Origin of the sequence: Niveispirillum irakense DSM 11586 (assembly GCF_000429645.1) — a bacterium.
Taxonomy (GTDB): Bacteria; Pseudomonadota; Alphaproteobacteria; order Azospirillales; family Azospirillaceae; genus Niveispirillum; species Niveispirillum irakense.
This window is the reverse complement of record NZ_KE386934.1, coordinates 510850-527747: the sequence shown is the minus strand read 5'-3', so window position 1 is coordinate 527747 and position 16898 is coordinate 510850. Positions and strand designations below refer to the sequence as shown.

Below are 16898 nucleotides of genomic sequence, written 5' to 3'. Positions count from 1 at the left end.
TATGCTGAGCCGCCGCACGCTGGTGCTGGGCGGGCTGAAGGGTGCTGCCGTTTCTGCCCTGGTGGCGCGGCTTTATTATCTCCAGATCGTGGAGAGCGACCGGTACACCACACTGGCCGAGGATAACCGCATCTCCCTGCGGTTGATCGCGCCGCCGCGGGGCCAGATCCTGGATCGGTTCGGTGTGCCGCTGGCGGTGAATGAGCAGAATTTCTCCGTCGTTCTGGTGTCCGAGCGGGCAGGGGATGTGCAGCAGATTCTCGATGAGGTGGGCCGTCTGGTTCCCTTGACGGAAGCTGATGAACGTCGCATCCAGCGGGATATACAGCGCTCCCGTGTGTTCACCCCGATCACCTTGAAGGAAAACCTGACATGGGATCAGGTTTCCGCCGTTGAGGTGAATTTGCCCGATCTTCCGGGTGTGTCGATTGATGTGGGGCAGGTGCGATCCTACCCGTTCGGGGAAGCCCTTGCCCATGTGCTGGGCTATGTCGGCGCGCCGAACGAGAAGGATGTGCAAGGCGTTTCCGACCCGCTGCTCTCTCTGCCGGGCTTCCGCATCGGCAAGGGGGGGGTGGAGCGGCAGTTCGATCAGGCGCTCCGCGGTACAGCCGGCAACCGACAGCTTGAGGTGAATGCCGTTGGCCGTGTGATCCGCGAGTTGTCGCGGGAGAATGGACAGCCCGGTCGCCAGACGGTGCTGACGCTGGATGCCAAGCTCCAGCATTACATGCACCAGCGCCTGTCGGCGGAGGAGAGCGGTGCTGCGGTTGTGATTGATGTGAATACGGGTGGTGTGCAGGGCCTTTGCTCTACCCCCAGCTTCGATCCCAACCAGTTTGCCATGGGCATCGGGTATGATGCCTATCAGGCGCTGTTGAATGATGAGCGCACGCCGCTGATCAACAAGGCCATTGCCGGGCAGTATCCGCCGGGATCGACCTTCAAGATGATGACGGCGCTGGCCGCGCTGGAATCCGGCATCGTCAATGCCGAGCATCGTGTTTTCTGCTCTGGCCATATGGAGTTGGGCAGCCACCGCTTCCATTGCTGGCGCCGGGGCGGCCACGGCACCATGGATATGGTCGGCGCGCTGATGCATAGCTGCGACGTCTATTTTTATGATCTGGCGCAGCGGATCGGCATGGACCGTATTGCGGATATGGCGCGGCGTTTCGGCCTGGGCAGCCGCGTCGGGCTGGAACTGCCGGGAGAGCGGCCCGGCCTGATCCCCGATCCGCAATGGAAGCGGACTACGTTGAAAAAGCCATGGCATCCCGGTGAAACGCTGATCGCCAGCATGGGCCAGGGCTATGTGCTTTCCACCCCCTTACAGCTTGCCGTGATGACGGCGCGGCTGGCCAGCGGCCGGGCGGTACAGCCGCATCTGGCCAAATCCATTGAAGGCGAGTTCCAGGAACAGACGGAATGGCCCCTGATCGGGGTGAAGCCGGAAAATCTGGCCACCGTCCTGAAAGGGATGAACGGTGTGTCCAACGTACCCGGCGGCACGGGCTACAAATCCCGCATCACGGTTCCAGGCATGGAATTGGCGGGCAAATCGGGCAGTGCGCAGGTGCGCCGTATCTCCATGGCGGAACGCAGCAGCGGTGTGCGTAAGAATGAGGATTTGCCCTGGCGCGAGCGCGACCATGCGCTGTTCGTTGCCTATGCCCCTGTTCACGCGCCCAAATATGCCTGTGCTGTCTTTGTGGAACATGGGGGCAGTGGTGGGGCCACCGCCGCCCCCATCGCGCGTGACATATTGCTGGAATGCCAGATGCTGGATGCGGCCCGGCATAGCGTGGCACAGCAGCCACAAGCGGCAGCGCCCGCCGGCAGCATGGGACAGGGCACCCCGTCCACCACGGTTCCCGTATCGGGAAATGAATGATGAGTCTGGATATTTCCGCCGATAACGGCACGATGACGATCGGCGAGAAGCTGGGCCAGATTTCCTGGAGTCTCATCTTTCTCATCACCCTGGTGGCCAGCATCGGCTTTGCGATGCTCTATTCCGCCGCCAACGGCAATATCGACCCCTGGGCCTCACGCCAGATGATGCGCTTTGGCGTTGGTCTGGCGATGATGATCGTCATCGCCCTGGTCGATATCCGGGTGTGGATGAAGCTCTCCTATCCGCTTTACGGCATTGTCCTGGTGTTGCTGATCGGGGTGGACCTGTTCGGCAATGTCGGGAAAGGCGCGCAACGCTGGATCGATCTGGGCTTCGTCCAACTTCAGCCATCGGAAATGATGAAGGTGACGCTGGTCATGGTGCTGGCGCGCTATTTCCATGGGGCGACCCTGGAGGATACCGGCCGCATTCCCTTCCTGTTCGTTCCCCTGGCGCTGGTGGTGGCGCCCGTGGGCCTGGTGCTGGCCCAGCCCAACCTGGGCACGTCGCTGATGCTCATCCTGGCGTCCGGTTCCATGTTTTTCCTGTCCGGGGTGCGGCTGTGGAAATTCGGCCTGGTGATTGGCGCGGTGCTGATTGCCGTGCCCTTGTCCTGGCAGTTCCTGCTGCATGATTACCAGCGTGACCGGGTGGAGACGTTCCTGGACCCGGACAGCGATCCGCTGGGCACCGGCTATCACATCACCCAGTCCAAGATCGCCTTCGGCTCCGGCGGCCTGACAGGGAAGGGGTTTTTGCAGGGCACGCAGAGCCATCTGAACTTCCTGCCGGAAAAGCAGACCGATTTCATCTTCACCATGCTGGCAGAGGAGTTCGGGCTGGTCGGCGGGTTGGTCTTCCTGTTCCTTTACTGTCTGCTGCTGCTCTATGGATTCGTCATCGCCAGCCGGTGCCGGCACCAATATGGCCGGCTGCTTGTCCTGGGGCTGACGGTCAACCTGTTCCTCTATCTGTTTATCAATGTCGCCATGATCATGGGATTGATCCCTGTGGTCGGGGTGCCGCTGCCATTGATCTCTTATGGCGGCACGGCAACCCTGGCGGTGATGGTCGGTTTCGGGCTGATCCTGTCGGCCCATGTGCATCGTGATGTGCGCATGTCCCGGCGCGGATTGGGCGATTTGTAAGGGGTTTGGGAAAAATTCAGGGCTCGTGAATTTTCCTATCGACAAGGTCAGAACCCTTTGCTAAACAGCGCGCCTCGCCACGACGAACGTCACGGCGGGCTTCGCGAAAGCGGAAGATGGATTGGGCGCATAGCTCAGTTGGTAGAGCAGCTGACTCTTAATCAGCGGGTCCAAGGTTCGAGTCCTTGTGCGCCCACCAATCCATCCCAAGCAGTGAAGTAAGGCAAGGTTGGGCGCATAGCTCAGTTGGTAGAGCAGCTGACTCTTAATCAGCGGGTCCAAGGTTCGAGTCCTTGTGCGCCCACCAACCTTCCATTCACTTCTGCTTTATATCCCCATGAAAAATTCAGAAGTTTAAGACACGCCGTAGATGGTCGCATTTTGCGGTTGCCACGCAAAGACGCTTGGCCTTTTCCCTTCACGGCGCCATATCCTTTCCGTCATCCGTGCGAAAGGATCGTGATGCAGCCGACGAAGAGAGGGGTACTGGTGGGCCTGTGTCTGATGCTGGTAGGGCCCGTCCATGCCCAGGAGAAGGGGACGGCGGCGCAAAACTGCATCGAGAGCAACCGCATCAATAGCTGGCGTGTCGTCAGCGACCGCCAGATTGATGTTGTGATGGGTGCCAACCGTCATTATCGCCTCAGCCTGTCCCTGGCTGCCGAAACAGCAGCCTTGCGGTCCATTTCCCAGATCGGTTTCAAACCCCGCAGCGATGGCCGGCTCTGTGCCGGCACAGGCTTTGTGATCGCCGATGGGCGTCTGATCCGTGTCGAGTCCATCGACCTGTTGCCATCCCCCTGACCCGTCCCGGAGAATGTTCCGATGTCTGTGCCCAGCCTTGTGCCCTTCCGATTGACCGTCTGCGGGATCGACGAGCTGGGCGGCCATTGCGCTGTCGGCGTCAGCCATGTCCTGTCCATCATGGACCCCGGTCGGGAAACGCCGCCGGCCTTCGGCGCTTATGGCGAGCATGCGCGCCTGGACATGCGGTTCGACGATATTATCGAGGAATTGCCGGGCAAGACGGCGCCGGAGGAGGCGCATTTGCGTGCCTTGCTGGATTTCGGCCGCGATCTGGCGGTAGAGCCGGTGGAGGCGGCCCATCTGCTGGTGCATTGCCATATGGGCATTTCCCGCTCCACAGCCGCCATGACCCTGATCCTGGCGCAGACCCGGCCCGACCGATCGGCAGCGGATGCCCTGGCGGAGGTGGTGCGAATCAGGCCCCGTGCCTGGCCCAACCTGCGCATGCTGGAGATGGGTGGCGCCCTGCTTGGCTGTCAGGAGCCGCTGCTGGCAGCATTACGGGACCATTACAGGCAGGCTGCGGTCGGCAAGCCGGAATGGATCCGCTTCCTGCTGGAAAATAACCGCCGCCGCGAAGTTGATTTCATGCATGCTGGATAAAAGGCCTGCTGGGGGATCGGGGGGATCACATATCTCCCCGATCTCCCAGAACCTGCCGGCAGAATCGCACGGTGATCGGCTTTTTTTCCGCCAGCGCCTCGCGATCCAGCCGGTCGACCACGCGGCGGGCATTGGCGAAGCTGCGTTCGGTGCGGGTCAGCAGCCACTCAATCACATCCTCACCGACCCGTACCTGCCGGTCGGCGAACAGCTTGACCAGCACCGCCATCAAAAGCGAATCGTCTGGTGCCGCCATGCCGACGGCAGGCGCCGCCAGGAGACGGGAGCGAAGGTCGGGTAGCCGCAGCACCCAGTTCACAGGCGCATTATCGGCCAGCAGCAGCAGGTGACCGCCGCTTTCCTTCGCCAGATTATAGAGATGGAACAGCGCCCGCTCCAGAACCGGGTCACCCGCCACACGCTGCGCACCATCCAGCACAGCGGTGCGGGTCGGGTGCAGCAGGTCCGGCAAATCTTCTGCGCGCAGATCATCCACATCCAGCAGATTGGCCCGCGCCCGGGCGCGCCAGATCTGGGCCAGATGGCTTTTGCCCGACCCTTGCGGCCCGAACAGGACCAGCACCGGTGCCGGCCATTCCGGCCACGCATCCAGCCATGCCACGGCATCCTGATTGCCGGGCGCGACCAGGAAATCAGCTTCCCCCATCGCGGAGCGATGCCCCAGGTCGAGCGGTATCTGGCGGGTTTGCCGGGGGGGAGGGGTGGTCATGAGTGTGCAACCCATCATGGCGCCGGCCTATAATCGCTGAGGATACGTCGATCCGTGCCTTCCGCTGCCGGATCGGCGGGCAGGGGATCTATGGCGATTTCCGGACAGGGGGTGGGCGCCGCCGGTGCCGGGCCACGATAGATGGTGCTGTCCATGTACTGGCCCAGGACAAAACGGACGAGGACGCCGATTACGGCCGCCATCGGCACGGCCAGCAGGATACCGACGAAGCCGAACAGGGCACCGCCGGCCATCAGGGCGAAGATGACCCAGACCGGGTGCAGTCCCACCTTGTCGCCTACCAACTTGGGAGTCAGCACATTGCCTTCCACGGCCTGACCGAAGAAGAAGATGCCGGCCACGATGGCAACCCGCCACATCTCGTCAAACTGGAACAGAGCCACGCCGACACTGGCCAGGAATCCCACCAGAGAGCCGACGAAGGGGATAAAGGAAAGAAGCCCCGCGACCATGCCGATGATCAGGCCGAATTTTAGCCCGGCTGCTGTCAGAGCGACGGCGTAGAACGCTCCCAGCACCAAGCAGACCGTCGCCTGACCCCGAACGAAGCCTGACAGGGTATTGTCCACTGCCTTGGCCTGTTCCCGGATGGTGCCGATATGCTGGCGGGGCAGCCAGCTATCCATATTGGCGATCAACTGGTCCCAGTCACGCAGCAGATAAAAGGCGACGATGGGGGTGATCAATACCACTGAGATGATATCGACCAGTGCGACACCCTGGGTGACCACACCCTTCAGCAGGTCGGCGGTCCAGGAGACGGCAGTGCCAGCATAATCGCCCACAGCACCGCGCAGCTTGTCCATATCCTCCTGCGGCAATTGTTCCATCAGATGCTGCACATAAGGCAGTGCCTCTTCCCGCGCCCAACTGACCCAGGAGGGAATTGTCTGGACCAGTTGCATGGCCTGACCTTGGAGCAATGGCACCAGCAGCAGAAGTGACAGGATCAGCGCCAGGGCGAATCCCAGCAACACGATGGTGGTGCCGGCCCAGCGGGCCACACCCCGCCGTTCCAGCCGGTCAACCAGCGGGTCCAGCAGATAGGCGATTGCCATACCAGCAACAAAAGGCCCCAGGACGGACCGCAGCAGCCAGACCAGACCGATAAAGACGATCAGGGTCCAGAGCCAGAAACGCCATTGCCGCGCCGCATTCATTCGGCCTTCTCCCCATCCTGCTGTTCATCCTGCGCGCCCAGGCGCGTCCGCAGGATGAACACCCCGCGCATGATGTAAGCCACCATGGATCCGACGGTGGACACGGCCACCACCAACGTGCCCGGCATCACATAATCCGCATAATCCCGGAACGGCCCGGCGGCCCCGAGGACAAGCCCCACCAGGGAAAGCTGCAGAAAAGTATTCAGCTTGCCGATCCACAAGGGCTGGATCGACAATTTCTCCCGCAGAGCCAGGATCAGTACCGCGATACCGACAATGATGATGAGGTCCCGGAGCAAGACCAGGATCAGCAGCCAGACCGGTATCAGGTTGGTTATCGCCATGGCGACATAGGTGCCGACCAGCAGCAGCTTATCGGCGGCCGGGTCCAGCCACCCGCCCAGTTTGGTGCGCGCCCGGAACAGGCGGGCTACCAGACCATCGGCCGCGTCTGACAAGGCAGCCAGCGCGAAAAGCCAGAAAGCGGCGTGAAGGTGATCCGTCAGGATCAGCAACACCGTCACGGGCACAGCCAGGATGCGCCCACCCGTGATCAGGTTGGGCACATGCAGCATCCGGTTTGGTTTCTCGGTCGTCATCGGGCGGATCGGTCCATTCAGCTATCCATGGCCCTGGGCGATCGCCGCCGGGTGGCGGAGCGCTTTTGGGGTAGTGGATAAACAAACTGTAGGCCGATTCCGCCCGGACAGACAGGGGGGCTATCTGTGCATGCCCATGTTCCCCGTTATCCACCGGGGGAGAATTCTGGATAAACGGGGATAAATCAGGATGAGGCCCTGTTGGCCTTTCAAGGGGTGGGGGGCGTGCTGGGTGTGGAAACCGCACCCCGCCGGCGCAGTTCCGTTTTCTCGCTGGCCTGTATCAGGGACAGGTCCTGCTGCGCCAGGGCGCTGCGCAGCCGCTCCATATCGCCGACATAGCGCAGTTCAACCTCTGCCCGGTCACGGCCCAGGCTCAACAGGCGCACCTGGCTGACGGTGGGAATCGCGGAAAGGCGTTTGCGCGTATCCAGCCAGTCCCGCTGTGAGGTGAAGGGGATGGAGAGGGTCAGATCGCTTTCCTGACCGGGAACCACCATGTTGGCAGCGGTCCATCGCTCTTCCAGTTGATGGACGATTTTTTCCACAGCCGCCTTCAGGGTCGGGCCGCCATGGGCGCCTGTTGGACCGCCATGGGCGCCTGTTGAGCCGCTGGCTGCGTCGGTGCTCGTGGTGATCTGCTCCTGATTGATGGTAAAGCTCTCCGGCGCGCTGCCTGTCGCCGGATAAAGGGTAACGGTTACGGTGACCCCGCTGCCGGCCGGGGCCAGGATGGCGACAGCGACATCGCCGGCCTCATAGCGGCTGGCGATTCGGGCCAGCGGGTCGGCTTCCCCGGCCACCGCCTGCTCAACGCCGATATCGGCCACGTCCTGTGCCTCGCCATAGGGAATGGCGATGGGAACCAGACCGCTTTGCAGCGGCAGGTCAGCCCAGGCCTGACGCCAGGCGGTTTCCGCCTGCCACAGCACAGGGGCGCCGCCGGTCTGGTCCACGGGGATGACCAGCACGGGCCGCGATCGCACTTCTGTATAAGGAATATTGTAGCTGCGCATGAAACGGCGCACGGCGGCGGCGTTGAAGCTCACCGCCAGCCGGCCGAGATAGCGCACGTCGGACGCCCGCTCCTCCTGCACCTGGAAGCTCTGCACCATGGCGTCCACGGCGGTGCTGTCCAGGGAGGGCAGGCGGGCGCGGGTCCCTTCCGGGGTCAGCCGGTCGAACAGGGCGTCGAAAGCCTTGCGCTGGCCCTCGCGCATGCCCTGATCGCGGGCGGCAAGGGCGGACGCGGCCGTGACATCGACGGTCACGTCGCGCACGGTGAACAGGTCATCCGCCCCCTGTCCTGCGGCCGGCCAGACCAGCGACAGGGAGAGGAGCGCGGCCGTCAGGCCTTTGCGCAAAGCGGGGGTGCAGCGGACCAGCATTGCCATGGCTTCCGATATTGCTATGTTCGGCGCCGTCTAAACGGGTTGGCGCCTGGGAAGGTTGCCTTGCTTTGTAGCCGATCCGCACGTCATTACGCCAGAAGCGAGGGCCAGGGCGATGAGCAGCTATTCCTACCGGGATGCCGGTGTCGATATCGACGCGGGCAACGCGCTGGTCGAGGCGATCAAGCCGCTGGCCAAATCCACGGCCCGCACCGGCTCTGATGCCGGGCTGGGCGGCTTTGGCGCGCTGTTCGATCTGCGCGCCGCCGGCTTCCAGGACCCGCTGCTGGTTTCCACCACTGACGGGGTGGGCACCAAGCTGAAGGTCGCCATCGACGCCCAGCATCATGATACGGTGGGCATCGATCTGGTGGCCATGTGTGTCAATGATCTCGTGGTGCAGGGTGCCGAGCCGCTGCTGTTCCTGGATTATTACGCGACCGGCAAGCTGGATGTGACGGCTGGCCGCGCTATCGTCGCCGGCATCGCTGAAGGCTGCCGCCAGGCCGGCTGCGCCCTGGTGGGGGGTGAGACGGCGGAAATGCCCGGCATGTATGCCGAGGGTGATTATGATCTGGCCGGCTTCTCCGTCGGTGCGGTTGAACGCTCCCAGGTGCTGATGGGGGATAAGGTCAAGGCGGGCGATGTGGTGCTGGGGCTGGCCTCCAGCGGCGTTCATTCCAATGGCTATTCCCTGGTGCGCAAGCTGGTCGGCGTGTCCGGCCTGACCTATGAAAGCCCCTGCCCGTGGGATGGCGCGATCAGCCTGGGTGAAGCGCTGCTGACCCCGACCCGGATTTATGTAAAGCCGCTGCTGGCGGCTGTCCGTGCTGGTCTCGTCAATGCCATGGCGCATATTACCGGCGGCGGTCTGCTGGAGAATATTCCCCGCGTGCTGCCCACCGGTACCGGTGTTGATCTGGATGCGGCGGCCTGGGATCTGCTGCCCGTCTTCTCCTGGCTGAAGCGTACCGGCAATGTGGATGCGACCGAGATGGCCCGCACGTTTAATTGCGGGATCGGCATGGTGGTGATCGTTCCCGCCGACAAGGCGGACGAGGCGATGGCCCTGCTGACGGAGAAGGGCGAGAAAGTGGCCCGCATCGGCACCGTGGTGCCGCGCGAGGGGGCCGAGCATCGCGTCGCCGTCAGCGGGCTGGAGCGCTGGTCGTGAAACTGCGCCTGGGCGTCCTGATCTCCGGCCGGGGGTCCAACCTGCAGGCCCTGATCGACGCCTGTCGCGATCCGGGCTTCCCGGCGGAGGTGGCTCTGGTCATCTCCAACAAGGCGGATGCTGCCGGTCTGGCCCGTGCCACGGCTGCCGGCATCCCCACCCTGGTGCTGAAGCCCAAGGATTATGCCGACAAGCCGGCGCATGAGGCGGCGATGACGTCGGCGCTGGAAAATGCCGGCATCGGGCTGGTCTGCCTTGCGGGCTTCATGCGCCTGCTGACGGGTGGATTCGTCACCCATTGGCATGACCGGCTGATCAATATCCACCCCTCCCTGCTGCCGGCATTTCCCGGCATCGACACCCATGCCCGCGCCATCGCGGCGGGTGTCCGCTTCCATGGCTGCACCGTGCATTATGTGCGGGAAGTGATGGATGAGGGCCCGATCATCGTGCAGGCGGCGGTGCCGGTCCTGCCGGGGGATACGCCCGACACGCTTGCCGATCGCGTGCTGGTGCAGGAACACACGGCTTATCCGCTGGCCGTCCGCCTGATCGGGGAGGGAAGGGTGCGGGTGGAGGGGATGGTCGCCCATATCGAGGGATTACGGGCACCGGCACCGGTGATCTGCCCGCCGCCAAATTCCTAAAAGGCGGTCGCGTGGCCCGTTATTTCGGTTGCTAATGCGGGCTAAATGCATCACCCCATGGCACATGATCGGGCTGTGGGGTTGGCTATGGGGCCTTTGAAGGCGGTAAAAAGCGGATTTCGCCAGTATGCCAACCTGTTTGGTCGGGCCTCGCGGTCGGAATTCTGGTGGTGGCAAGTTTTCGTAAACTTTTTTGGTATTGCTTTCTCGTTCAATGAAATTGCCGCAGGTATTTTTTCATTGATTACGCTTATGCCCAGTATTTCGATCTATTTTCGGCGATTGCAGGACGTCAATGTAAATAGGTGGTGTGGATTTTTGTACATCCCTTTCGTGGTGCTTTTCATGTTTTTCAGTTTGGAATATGCGTATGAGCCTGCGATTTGGACCCGAATAGGGCAGATCATTGCGGGGATCGGTTTGTTTGGCGCCATCATGATGATTGCCGCCTGGTTGTGCTGGCCAGGTACCAAGGGTCCAAACCGTTTCGGTGATGATCCACTGGCTCCGTGAATATAAGCTAATGGGTTCTCTCTCTCGATACTGTTGAAGTGCCGCGATGATCATCCGCCCTGCCACCCAAGATGATTCTGATTTCATCCACGCCCTGGCCCCTCGTCTGGCGGGTGTAGCCGATTTGGCCTGGCGTTCGGCGGATGAGGTGATGCGCTTTCAGCGGGCCTTCATGCATGAAACGCTGGAAATGCCGCGTGCCGGGGCGGTGACCTTCATCGCCTGTGCGGACGATGAAGAGGGGGGCGAGCGGCTAGGCTTTATCCATGCCGAACCGCAGTTGGACATCTTTACCGACCGGAACGCCGTTTATATCCCCCTGCTGGCCGTAAGTGATGCGGCGGAGGGGAAGGGCGTGGCCAAGGCCCTGATGGCGCGGGTGGAGGAATGGGCGCGTGAACAGGGATATGCCCATGTCGCGCTGGATGTTTTTGCCAGCAATGCCCGGGGCCGCGCCTTCTATGCCCGCCAGGGCTATGGGGAAGAGACGCTGCGACTGGTGAAGGATATCCGCTAGCGGGGCGTTTCGTCGCGAGGCCCCCCCATCGCGAGGCCTCCCATCGCGTGGCCCCTTGTCAAGGGACGGTTCTGCGCTTAAACGATTGGCAGAATTCTTCAGCTTCAGTTCCGGGGAGAACAACATGGCCGGCAACCACGGGCCCGCTCTGGTCAGCGACAAGATCGTGCGCGAACATGCGGAGGGCTGGCACGCCTTCACCCGCTTCACCACCATCAGCATCATTGTGGTGACGCTGATCCTGCTGATGTTCCTGCTGCACTTCTTTGTGGGCTGGGGCTATGCGGTGTTCTTCATGCTGCTGGGCTTTGTTGCCACGGCGATCCTGGCGTTGCTGGGCAAGGTCTGACCCCCTCGGTCGCCTGCATCTGATTTGCCTTGAAAAGGCCGCCGGTTCGTCGAACCAGCGGCCTTTTTGCTGTCCGGGCGACCACCAGATGGCCGTCTCCTATCCCTTAGTGCGCAACGGCAATGGTTCAAGCCCTTGAAGGGGGCACACCCGTGTGCCACGTTAAGCTCGACGCCGTCTCCGACCGTTCATTCCCGCGCCCAGTTGGGGCGGGCGGTTGGGTCCAGGCCCAGCGGGGCTGGCGGCAATACGAGACAGAAGGCAGATTGATATGCTGGACATCCCCCGTGGTGTTCTCTACCCGGTCCTTCCGCTGAGAGACATCGTCGTCTTCCCCCATATGATCGTCCCGCTGTTTGTGGGCCGTGAGAAATCGGTTCGGGCGCTGGAAGACGTCATGAAGGATGACAAGCAGATCCTGCTCGTCACCCAGAAGAACGCCTCGCAGGATGACCCGACGCCGGCTGATATTTTCAGTGTCGGCACCATCGGCACCGTGTTGCAGCTCCTGAAGCTGCCGGATGGCACGGTGAAGGTGCTGGTCGAAGGCGGCAAGCGCGCGACCATCACGAAGTTCGGCGACAATGAGGATTTTTTCCAGGCCTATGCGGAACTGATCGACGAGAAGTCCAGTGAGCCGCAGGAACTGGAGGCGCTTTCGCGCGCCGCCGTGTCGCAGTTCGAGCAATATATAAAGCTCAACAAGAAGATCCCGCCCGAGGTGCTGGTTTCGATTAACCAGATCGAGGAGCCGGGCAAGCTGGCCGATACCATCGCCAGCCATCTTCAGCTCAAGATTCCCGAAAAGCAGCAATTGCTGGAGACCCCCACCGTCGCTGAACGGCTGGAGAAGGTCTATGCCTTCATGGAAGGCGAGATCGGCGTGCTGCAGGTGGAAAAGCGCATCCGCAACCGCGTGAAGCGCCAGATGGAGAAGACCCAGCGCGAGTACTACCTGAATGAGCAGATGAAGGCCATTCAGAAGGAACTGGGCGAGGGCGAGGACGGCAAGGACGAGGTGGCGGAGATCGAGGAGAAGATCGCCAAGACCAAGTTCAGCAAGGAAGCCCGCGAAAAGGCCCAGGCCGAGGTCAAGAAGCTGCGCAGCATGAGCCCGATGAGCGCCGAGGCGACCGTCGTGCGCAACTATCTGGACTGGATGCTGTCGATTCCCTGGAAGAAGCGCAGCAAGGTCAAGAAGGACATCAAGGGGGCTGAGGCCATCCTGAATGCCGACCATCACGGTCTGGAGAAGGTCAAGGAGCGCATCCTTGAATATCTGGCCGTGCAGCAGCGCATGGATAAGGTGAAGGGCCCGATTCTCTGCCTGGTCGGCCCGCCGGGTGTGGGCAAGACCTCGCTGGGCAAGTCCATCGCCAAGGCCACCGGCCGCACGTTTGTGCGCATGTCGCTGGGCGGCGTGCGGGATGAGGCCGAGGTGCGCGGTCACCGCCGCACCTATATCGGCTCCATGCCCGGCAAGGTCATCCAGGGCATGAAGAAGGCCAAGACCTCCAACCCGCTATTCCTGCTGGACGAGATTGACAAGCTGGGTGCCGATTGGCGCGGCGACCCGTCGTCAGCCCTGCTGGAAGTGCTGGATCCGGAACAGAACGGCACCTTCGCCGATCATTATCTGGAGGTTGATTACGACCTGTCGGACGTGATGTTCGTCTGCACGGCCAACTCCCTGCGCATGCCGCAGCCGTTGCTGGACCGTATGGAGATCATCCGTCTGTCGGGCTACACCGAGGATGAGAAGGTGGAGATCGCCAAGACCCACCTGATCGGCAAGCAGGTCAAGGATCACGGCCTGAAGGATGGTGAATTCACCGTCACGGACGAGGCGCTGCGCGACCTGATCCGCTATTACACCCGCGAGGCCGGCGTGCGTTCCCTGGAACGGGAAATCGCCAACCTGGCGCGTAAGGCGATCAAGGAAATCCTGATGCAGGGCGTCGACAAGGTGAAGGTCACGCCCGACAATCTGGAAAAGTTCGCCGGTGTCCGTCGCTTCCGCTATGGCGAGGCGGAGCTGGAGGATCAGGTCGGTGCCACCACCGGCCTGGCCTGGACGGAAGTGGGCGGCGAGCTGCTGACCATCGAAGCCGTCATGCTGCGTGGCAAGGGCCGTATTCAGACCACGGGCAAGCTGGGCGACGTCATGAAGGAATCGGTGCAGGCCGCCGAATCCTATGTGAAGGCCAATGCGCTTAAGTTTGGCATCAAGCCGACCTTGTTCGAACGGCGTGACATCCATGTCCATGTCCCGGAAGGGGCGACTCCGAAGGATGGACCGTCCGCCGGTGTGGCCATGATCACCACCATCGTCTCTGTGCTGACCGGGATTCCGGTGCGCAAGGACGTGGCCATGACGGGTGAGATCACCTTGCGCGGCCGTGTTCTGCCCATTGGCGGCCTGAAGGAGAAGCTGCTGGCGGCGTTGCGGGGGGGAATCAAGCGGGTTCTGATTCCCCAGGACAATGAGAAGGACCTCGCCGAGATCCCTGATAACGTCAAAAAAGGCCTGACCATCATCCCTGTTTCAACCGTTGATGAGGTGATTGCCAACGCATTGGCCTCCGCCCCGGTTGAAATTGAGTGGACGGAGCCTGACGAAGTAGCCCAGGTGCCCGGAAAAGCTGGGGAAGAGGAGCGAGATGGCGTGATTCGCCATTGAAGTGAGCCGGGAAATCGTGTGAATTGGGTTCCCGCTGCCCCCCTTGCGTTAATCGGGCGCTGGCAGCGGTAGCCAATCCTTTGTGCCTGGACATACCGTTCGGGCACGCAATCGATACTCTCTTGATGAGGGGGGCCTTAAGTGAACAAGAACGATCTCGTTGCCGTGGTCGCCGAAGCGGCTGGTTTGTCCAAGGCGGACGCGAATAAGGCCGTGGATGCGGTCTTTGATGGGATCACCGGCGCGCTGAAGAAGGGCGACGAAGTGCGTCTGGTCGGCTTCGGCACCTTTACCGTCGCCGAGCGTGCGGCGTCTGAAGGCCGTAACCCCCGCACCGGTGAGAAGATTGCCATCGCGGCGAGCAAGCAGCCCAAGTTCAAGCCCGGCAAGGGCCTGAAGGATGAGCTGAACTGAGCTGGCGCTAGGATTCTCCCGACCGATTTCCGGTCGGGAAGTCTGACAGACAGAGCGATACAAAAACGGGCGGCCAGAAGGCTTGCCCGTTTTTCTTTTTGGGGCTGGCTTGGCGACCAGGTTCCAGAGTTCGCAGACGGCTTTGCCTGTGGCTGTAACTTTCTTGTTGACCTTGGCGCAGCCGACGCTAATGTCCCGCCAGCACCGGTTAGGGCGGTTAGCTCAGAGGTAGAGCTTCGGTTTTACACACCGCAGGTCGGGGGTTCGACTCCCTCACCGCCCACCATTCCCCTCGCGGCTGAACATCAATAAAAATGTTTTTCTCCAACGCACTACCCGGCAGGGCAGGGCGCTTTTGCTGTTTTTTCTTCCCCCGCTGGTGACCGGGCGCCGTCGCTGGCATGGGCGTCTCGCCGTTTTTCATCGGGTTGGAGATTAATTCCGGAAAAATGGGATTTCATGTTTGACAAGGGGGGTGGGGTCGCTTATACACCCGCCACCTCGCAGCGACGAGGGCCGGAAACGGCGGCGTCGCTGGGAAAGTAAGCGGGTGTAGCTCAGTTGGTTAGAGCGCCGGCCTGTCACGCCGGAGGCCGCGGGTTCAAGTCCCGTCACTCGCGCCACTTTCCAGAGGTTTGCATTTCCGGGGTTCGCCCCGTCGGGATGCGGGTGTAGCTCAGTTGGTTAGAGCGCCGGCCTGTCACGCCGGAGGCCGCGGGTTCAAGTCCCGTCACTCGCGCCACCTTCTGGTGGTTCCACTCAAGTGACTGAAGCGATATGCTTCATATACCCTGCGCGGGTGTAGCTCAGTTGGTTAGAGCGCCGGCCTGTCACGCCGGAGGCCGCGGGTTCAAGTCCCGTCACTCGCGCCATCACTTGTTGGTCCAGATTGTGCTGATACTGCAAAGGCCGCCTTCGAGCGGCCTTTTTGCTTTTCCGCATTGTTGCTGAAATTCTGTATCCTCCAGCGTCCCTGCAGGTGCAGACCAGCTTTGCCGCAATGCACTCAAGGCCCGATTAGCGCGCTTTTCCATCATGTTGCGAACGTTTCTCAGGCCAAAAATCGACGTAATTCGCTTTCCTTTGGTGCGGGCAGGGGCCTATATTCCCGTGGGCTCCGGAGACCTCTCCGGCGGTCTCTTAGTCCATGAACCGCCCGCGGTTTTGCTCTCTATCGGTCCGTTCTATCGGGTTCGATCGATGGTCATTGCAAAATTCCGGGCCGAAACGGTGTGACGATGTCCGATCCGTTGTCCAATCCGCTGTTGGTCCAGTACCTGCCGATCCTGGTGTTCCTCGTGATCGCCACGGTGATCGCAGGCGCCATGGTGGTCGCCTCGCTTGTTGTTGCCCGCCAGAAGCCGGATAGCGAAAAGCTGTCGGCCTATGAATGCGGCTTCGAGCCGTTTGACGACGCGCGCAGCAAGTTCGACGTGCGATTCTATCTGGTCGCCATCCTTTTCATCATCTTCGATCTGGAAGTCGCCTTCCTGTTCCCCTGGGCGATATCGCTGGGGCAGATCGGTATGTTTGGCTTCTGGTCGATGATGATCTTCCTGGGCATCCTGACCATCGGCTTCATTTATGAATGGAAGAAGGGCGCGCTGGAGTGGGAGTGATCCCGTCCGTGCAGCCTGGGAGCAACAGCGCCATGAACAACAATCTCGTCACCGGCAATGCCGACAGCATCGTGACCAATACCAGTGCTCTGCCGCCGGGTCCGGCGCAGGACGCCTATCTGAAGGCGGTCACGACGGAGATCGAGGATAAGGGTTTCATCGTCGCCAAGATGGATGATCTCCTGACCTGGGCCCGCACCGGTTCGCTCTGGCCGATGACTTTCGGTCTGGCCTGCTGCGCGGTGGAGATGATCCACGCTTACATGGCGCGCTATGACCTGGATCGGTTCGGTGTGATCCCGCGTCCCAGCCCGCGTCAGTCCGACGTGATGATCGTGGCCGGCACGCTCTGCAACAAGATGGCCCCGGCGCTCCGTAAGGTCTATGACCAGATGGCGGAGCCGCGCTGGGTGATCTCCATGGGTAGCTGCGCCAATGGCGGTGGCTACTACCACTATTCTTATTCCGTCGTGCGCGGCTGCGATCGCATCGTGCCGGTGGATATCTATGTTCCCGGCTGCCCGCCGACGGCCGAGGCGCTGGTCTATGGCATTCTGCAATTGCAGAAGAAGATCAAAGGCGGCAATCGCCTGATCCGCGCCTGAGTTTGGCTAAAGACGGTTTGT

Annotated in this window: 17 protein-coding genes and 6 tRNA genes; 19 read left to right on the top strand and 4 right to left on the bottom strand. The window is 61.6% G+C overall.

The features are described 5' to 3' along the window. Window position 1: 1 nt before the first annotated feature. The 6 genes from mrdA (at window position 2) to G473_RS0121500 (ending at window position 4455) form a co-directional block, all read left to right on the top strand. Window positions 2-1894 (top strand): penicillin-binding protein 2, encoded by a 1893-nt coding sequence (mrdA, locus tag G473_RS28275; protein ID WP_051330595.1) that lies wholly within the window; start codon window positions 2-4, stop codon window positions 1892-1894. After that, a complete protein-coding gene (rodA, locus tag G473_RS0121520; protein WP_051330558.1) occupies window positions 1891-3045 on the top strand; it encodes a rod shape-determining protein RodA in 1155 nt (384 codons plus the stop codon). The genes mrdA and rodA overlap by 4 nt, the downstream gene beginning before the upstream one ends. Before the next feature lie 123 nt (window positions 3046-3168). Further along, window positions 3169-3244 (top strand) — tRNA-Lys (locus tag G473_RS0121515). Window positions 3245-3276: 32 nt separating this feature from the next. Continuing rightward, a tRNA-Lys gene (locus G473_RS0121510) sits at window positions 3277-3352 on the top strand. A gap of 155 nt (window positions 3353-3507) precedes the next feature. Then, entirely contained in the window at window positions 3508-3849 is a 342-nt protein-coding gene (locus tag G473_RS0121505) for a DUF6491 family protein (RefSeq protein ID WP_154667508.1), read from the top strand. A gap of 21 nt (window positions 3850-3870) precedes the next feature. Further along, window positions 3871-4455, top strand: coding sequence for a tyrosine phosphatase family protein (locus G473_RS0121500; RefSeq protein ID WP_035708523.1), 585 nt, complete (start codon window positions 3871-3873; stop codon window positions 4453-4455). Between the two features lie 25 nt (window positions 4456-4480). Here the strand turns inward: G473_RS0121500 and G473_RS0121495 are convergent, their stop codons facing one another. The 4 genes from G473_RS0121495 to G473_RS0121480 all read right to left on the bottom strand — a co-directional run bounded on the left by G473_RS0121495 (window position 4481) and on the right by G473_RS0121480 (window position 8362). Then, window positions 4481-5185, bottom strand: a complete 705-nt coding sequence (locus G473_RS0121495; RefSeq protein WP_029014800.1) for an HdaA/DnaA family protein — start codon at window positions 5183-5185, stop codon at window positions 4481-4483. A gap of 14 nt (window positions 5186-5199) precedes the next feature. Next, entirely contained in the window at window positions 5200-6366 is a 1167-nt protein-coding gene (locus tag G473_RS28270) for an AI-2E family transporter (protein ID WP_051330557.1), read from the bottom strand. After that, window positions 6363-6968 (bottom strand): CDP-alcohol phosphatidyltransferase family protein, encoded by a 606-nt coding sequence (locus tag G473_RS28265; RefSeq protein WP_035708521.1) that lies wholly within the window; start codon window positions 6966-6968, stop codon window positions 6363-6365. Before G473_RS28265 ends, G473_RS28270 begins: the two co-directional genes overlap by 4 nt. Window positions 6969-7177: 209 nt before the next feature. Beyond that, on the bottom strand, window positions 7178-8362 hold the full coding sequence (locus G473_RS0121480) for a DUF2066 domain-containing protein (RefSeq protein WP_084438467.1): 1185 nt from the start codon (window positions 8360-8362) through the stop codon (window positions 7178-7180). A 112-nt stretch (window positions 8363-8474) separates the two neighbouring features. On the opposite strand from G473_RS0121480, the gene purM reads away from it, so the two are divergent. From purM to G473_RS0121415, 13 genes are all read left to right on the top strand, one after another. Continuing rightward, window positions 8475-9533 carry a phosphoribosylformylglycinamidine cyclo-ligase gene (purM, locus tag G473_RS0121475; RefSeq protein WP_029014798.1) on the top strand — a complete coding sequence of 353 codons (1059 nt, stop codon included), beginning with the start codon at window positions 8475-8477 and terminating at the stop codon, window positions 9531-9533. After that, window positions 9530-10180, top strand: a complete 651-nt coding sequence (gene purN, locus G473_RS0121470) for a phosphoribosylglycinamide formyltransferase (protein ID WP_425411588.1) — start codon at window positions 9530-9532, stop codon at window positions 10178-10180. Before purM ends, purN begins: the two co-directional genes overlap by 4 nt. Window positions 10181-10237: 57 nt before the next feature. Next, window positions 10238-10693, top strand: a complete 456-nt coding sequence (locus G473_RS29630; protein ID WP_051330556.1) for a DUF805 domain-containing protein — start codon at window positions 10238-10240, stop codon at window positions 10691-10693. A gap of 46 nt (window positions 10694-10739) precedes the next feature. After that, a complete protein-coding gene (locus tag G473_RS0121460) occupies window positions 10740-11210 on the top strand; it encodes a GNAT family N-acetyltransferase (RefSeq protein ID WP_029014796.1) in 471 nt (156 codons plus the stop codon). A 124-nt stretch (window positions 11211-11334) separates the two neighbouring features. Then, the gene (locus G473_RS28255; protein WP_035708519.1) at window positions 11335-11559 is read left to right on the top strand and encodes a hypothetical protein; all 225 of its coding nucleotides are present in this window, start codon (window positions 11335-11337) and stop codon (window positions 11557-11559) included. 271 nt (window positions 11560-11830) lie between these two features. After that, complete coding sequence (gene lon / locus G473_RS0121450; protein WP_029014795.1) at window positions 11831-14239, top strand: endopeptidase La; 2409 nt, start codon at window positions 11831-11833, stop codon at window positions 14237-14239. A 141-nt stretch (window positions 14240-14380) separates the two neighbouring features. Beyond that, window positions 14381-14653, top strand: coding sequence for an HU family DNA-binding protein (locus G473_RS0121445; RefSeq protein WP_029014794.1), 273 nt, complete (start codon window positions 14381-14383; stop codon window positions 14651-14653). Window positions 14654-14864: 211 nt separating this feature from the next. After that, window positions 14865-14939 (top strand) — tRNA-Val (locus G473_RS0121440). Between the two features lie 260 nt (window positions 14940-15199). Then, window positions 15200-15276: transfer RNA gene (locus G473_RS0121435), tRNA-Asp, on the top strand. A gap of 42 nt (window positions 15277-15318) precedes the next feature. After that, a tRNA-Asp gene (locus G473_RS0121430) sits at window positions 15319-15395 on the top strand. A gap of 53 nt (window positions 15396-15448) precedes the next feature. Then, a tRNA-Asp gene (locus G473_RS0121425) sits at window positions 15449-15525 on the top strand. A 366-nt stretch (window positions 15526-15891) separates the two neighbouring features. Further along, entirely contained in the window at window positions 15892-16272 is a 381-nt protein-coding gene (locus G473_RS0121420) for an NADH-quinone oxidoreductase subunit A (RefSeq protein ID WP_035708516.1), read from the top strand. 32 nt (window positions 16273-16304) lie between these two features. Then, window positions 16305-16877, top strand: coding sequence for a NuoB/complex I 20 kDa subunit family protein (locus tag G473_RS0121415; protein ID WP_029014792.1), 573 nt, complete (start codon window positions 16305-16307; stop codon window positions 16875-16877). The last annotated feature ends 21 nt before the right edge of the window (window positions 16878-16898 follow it).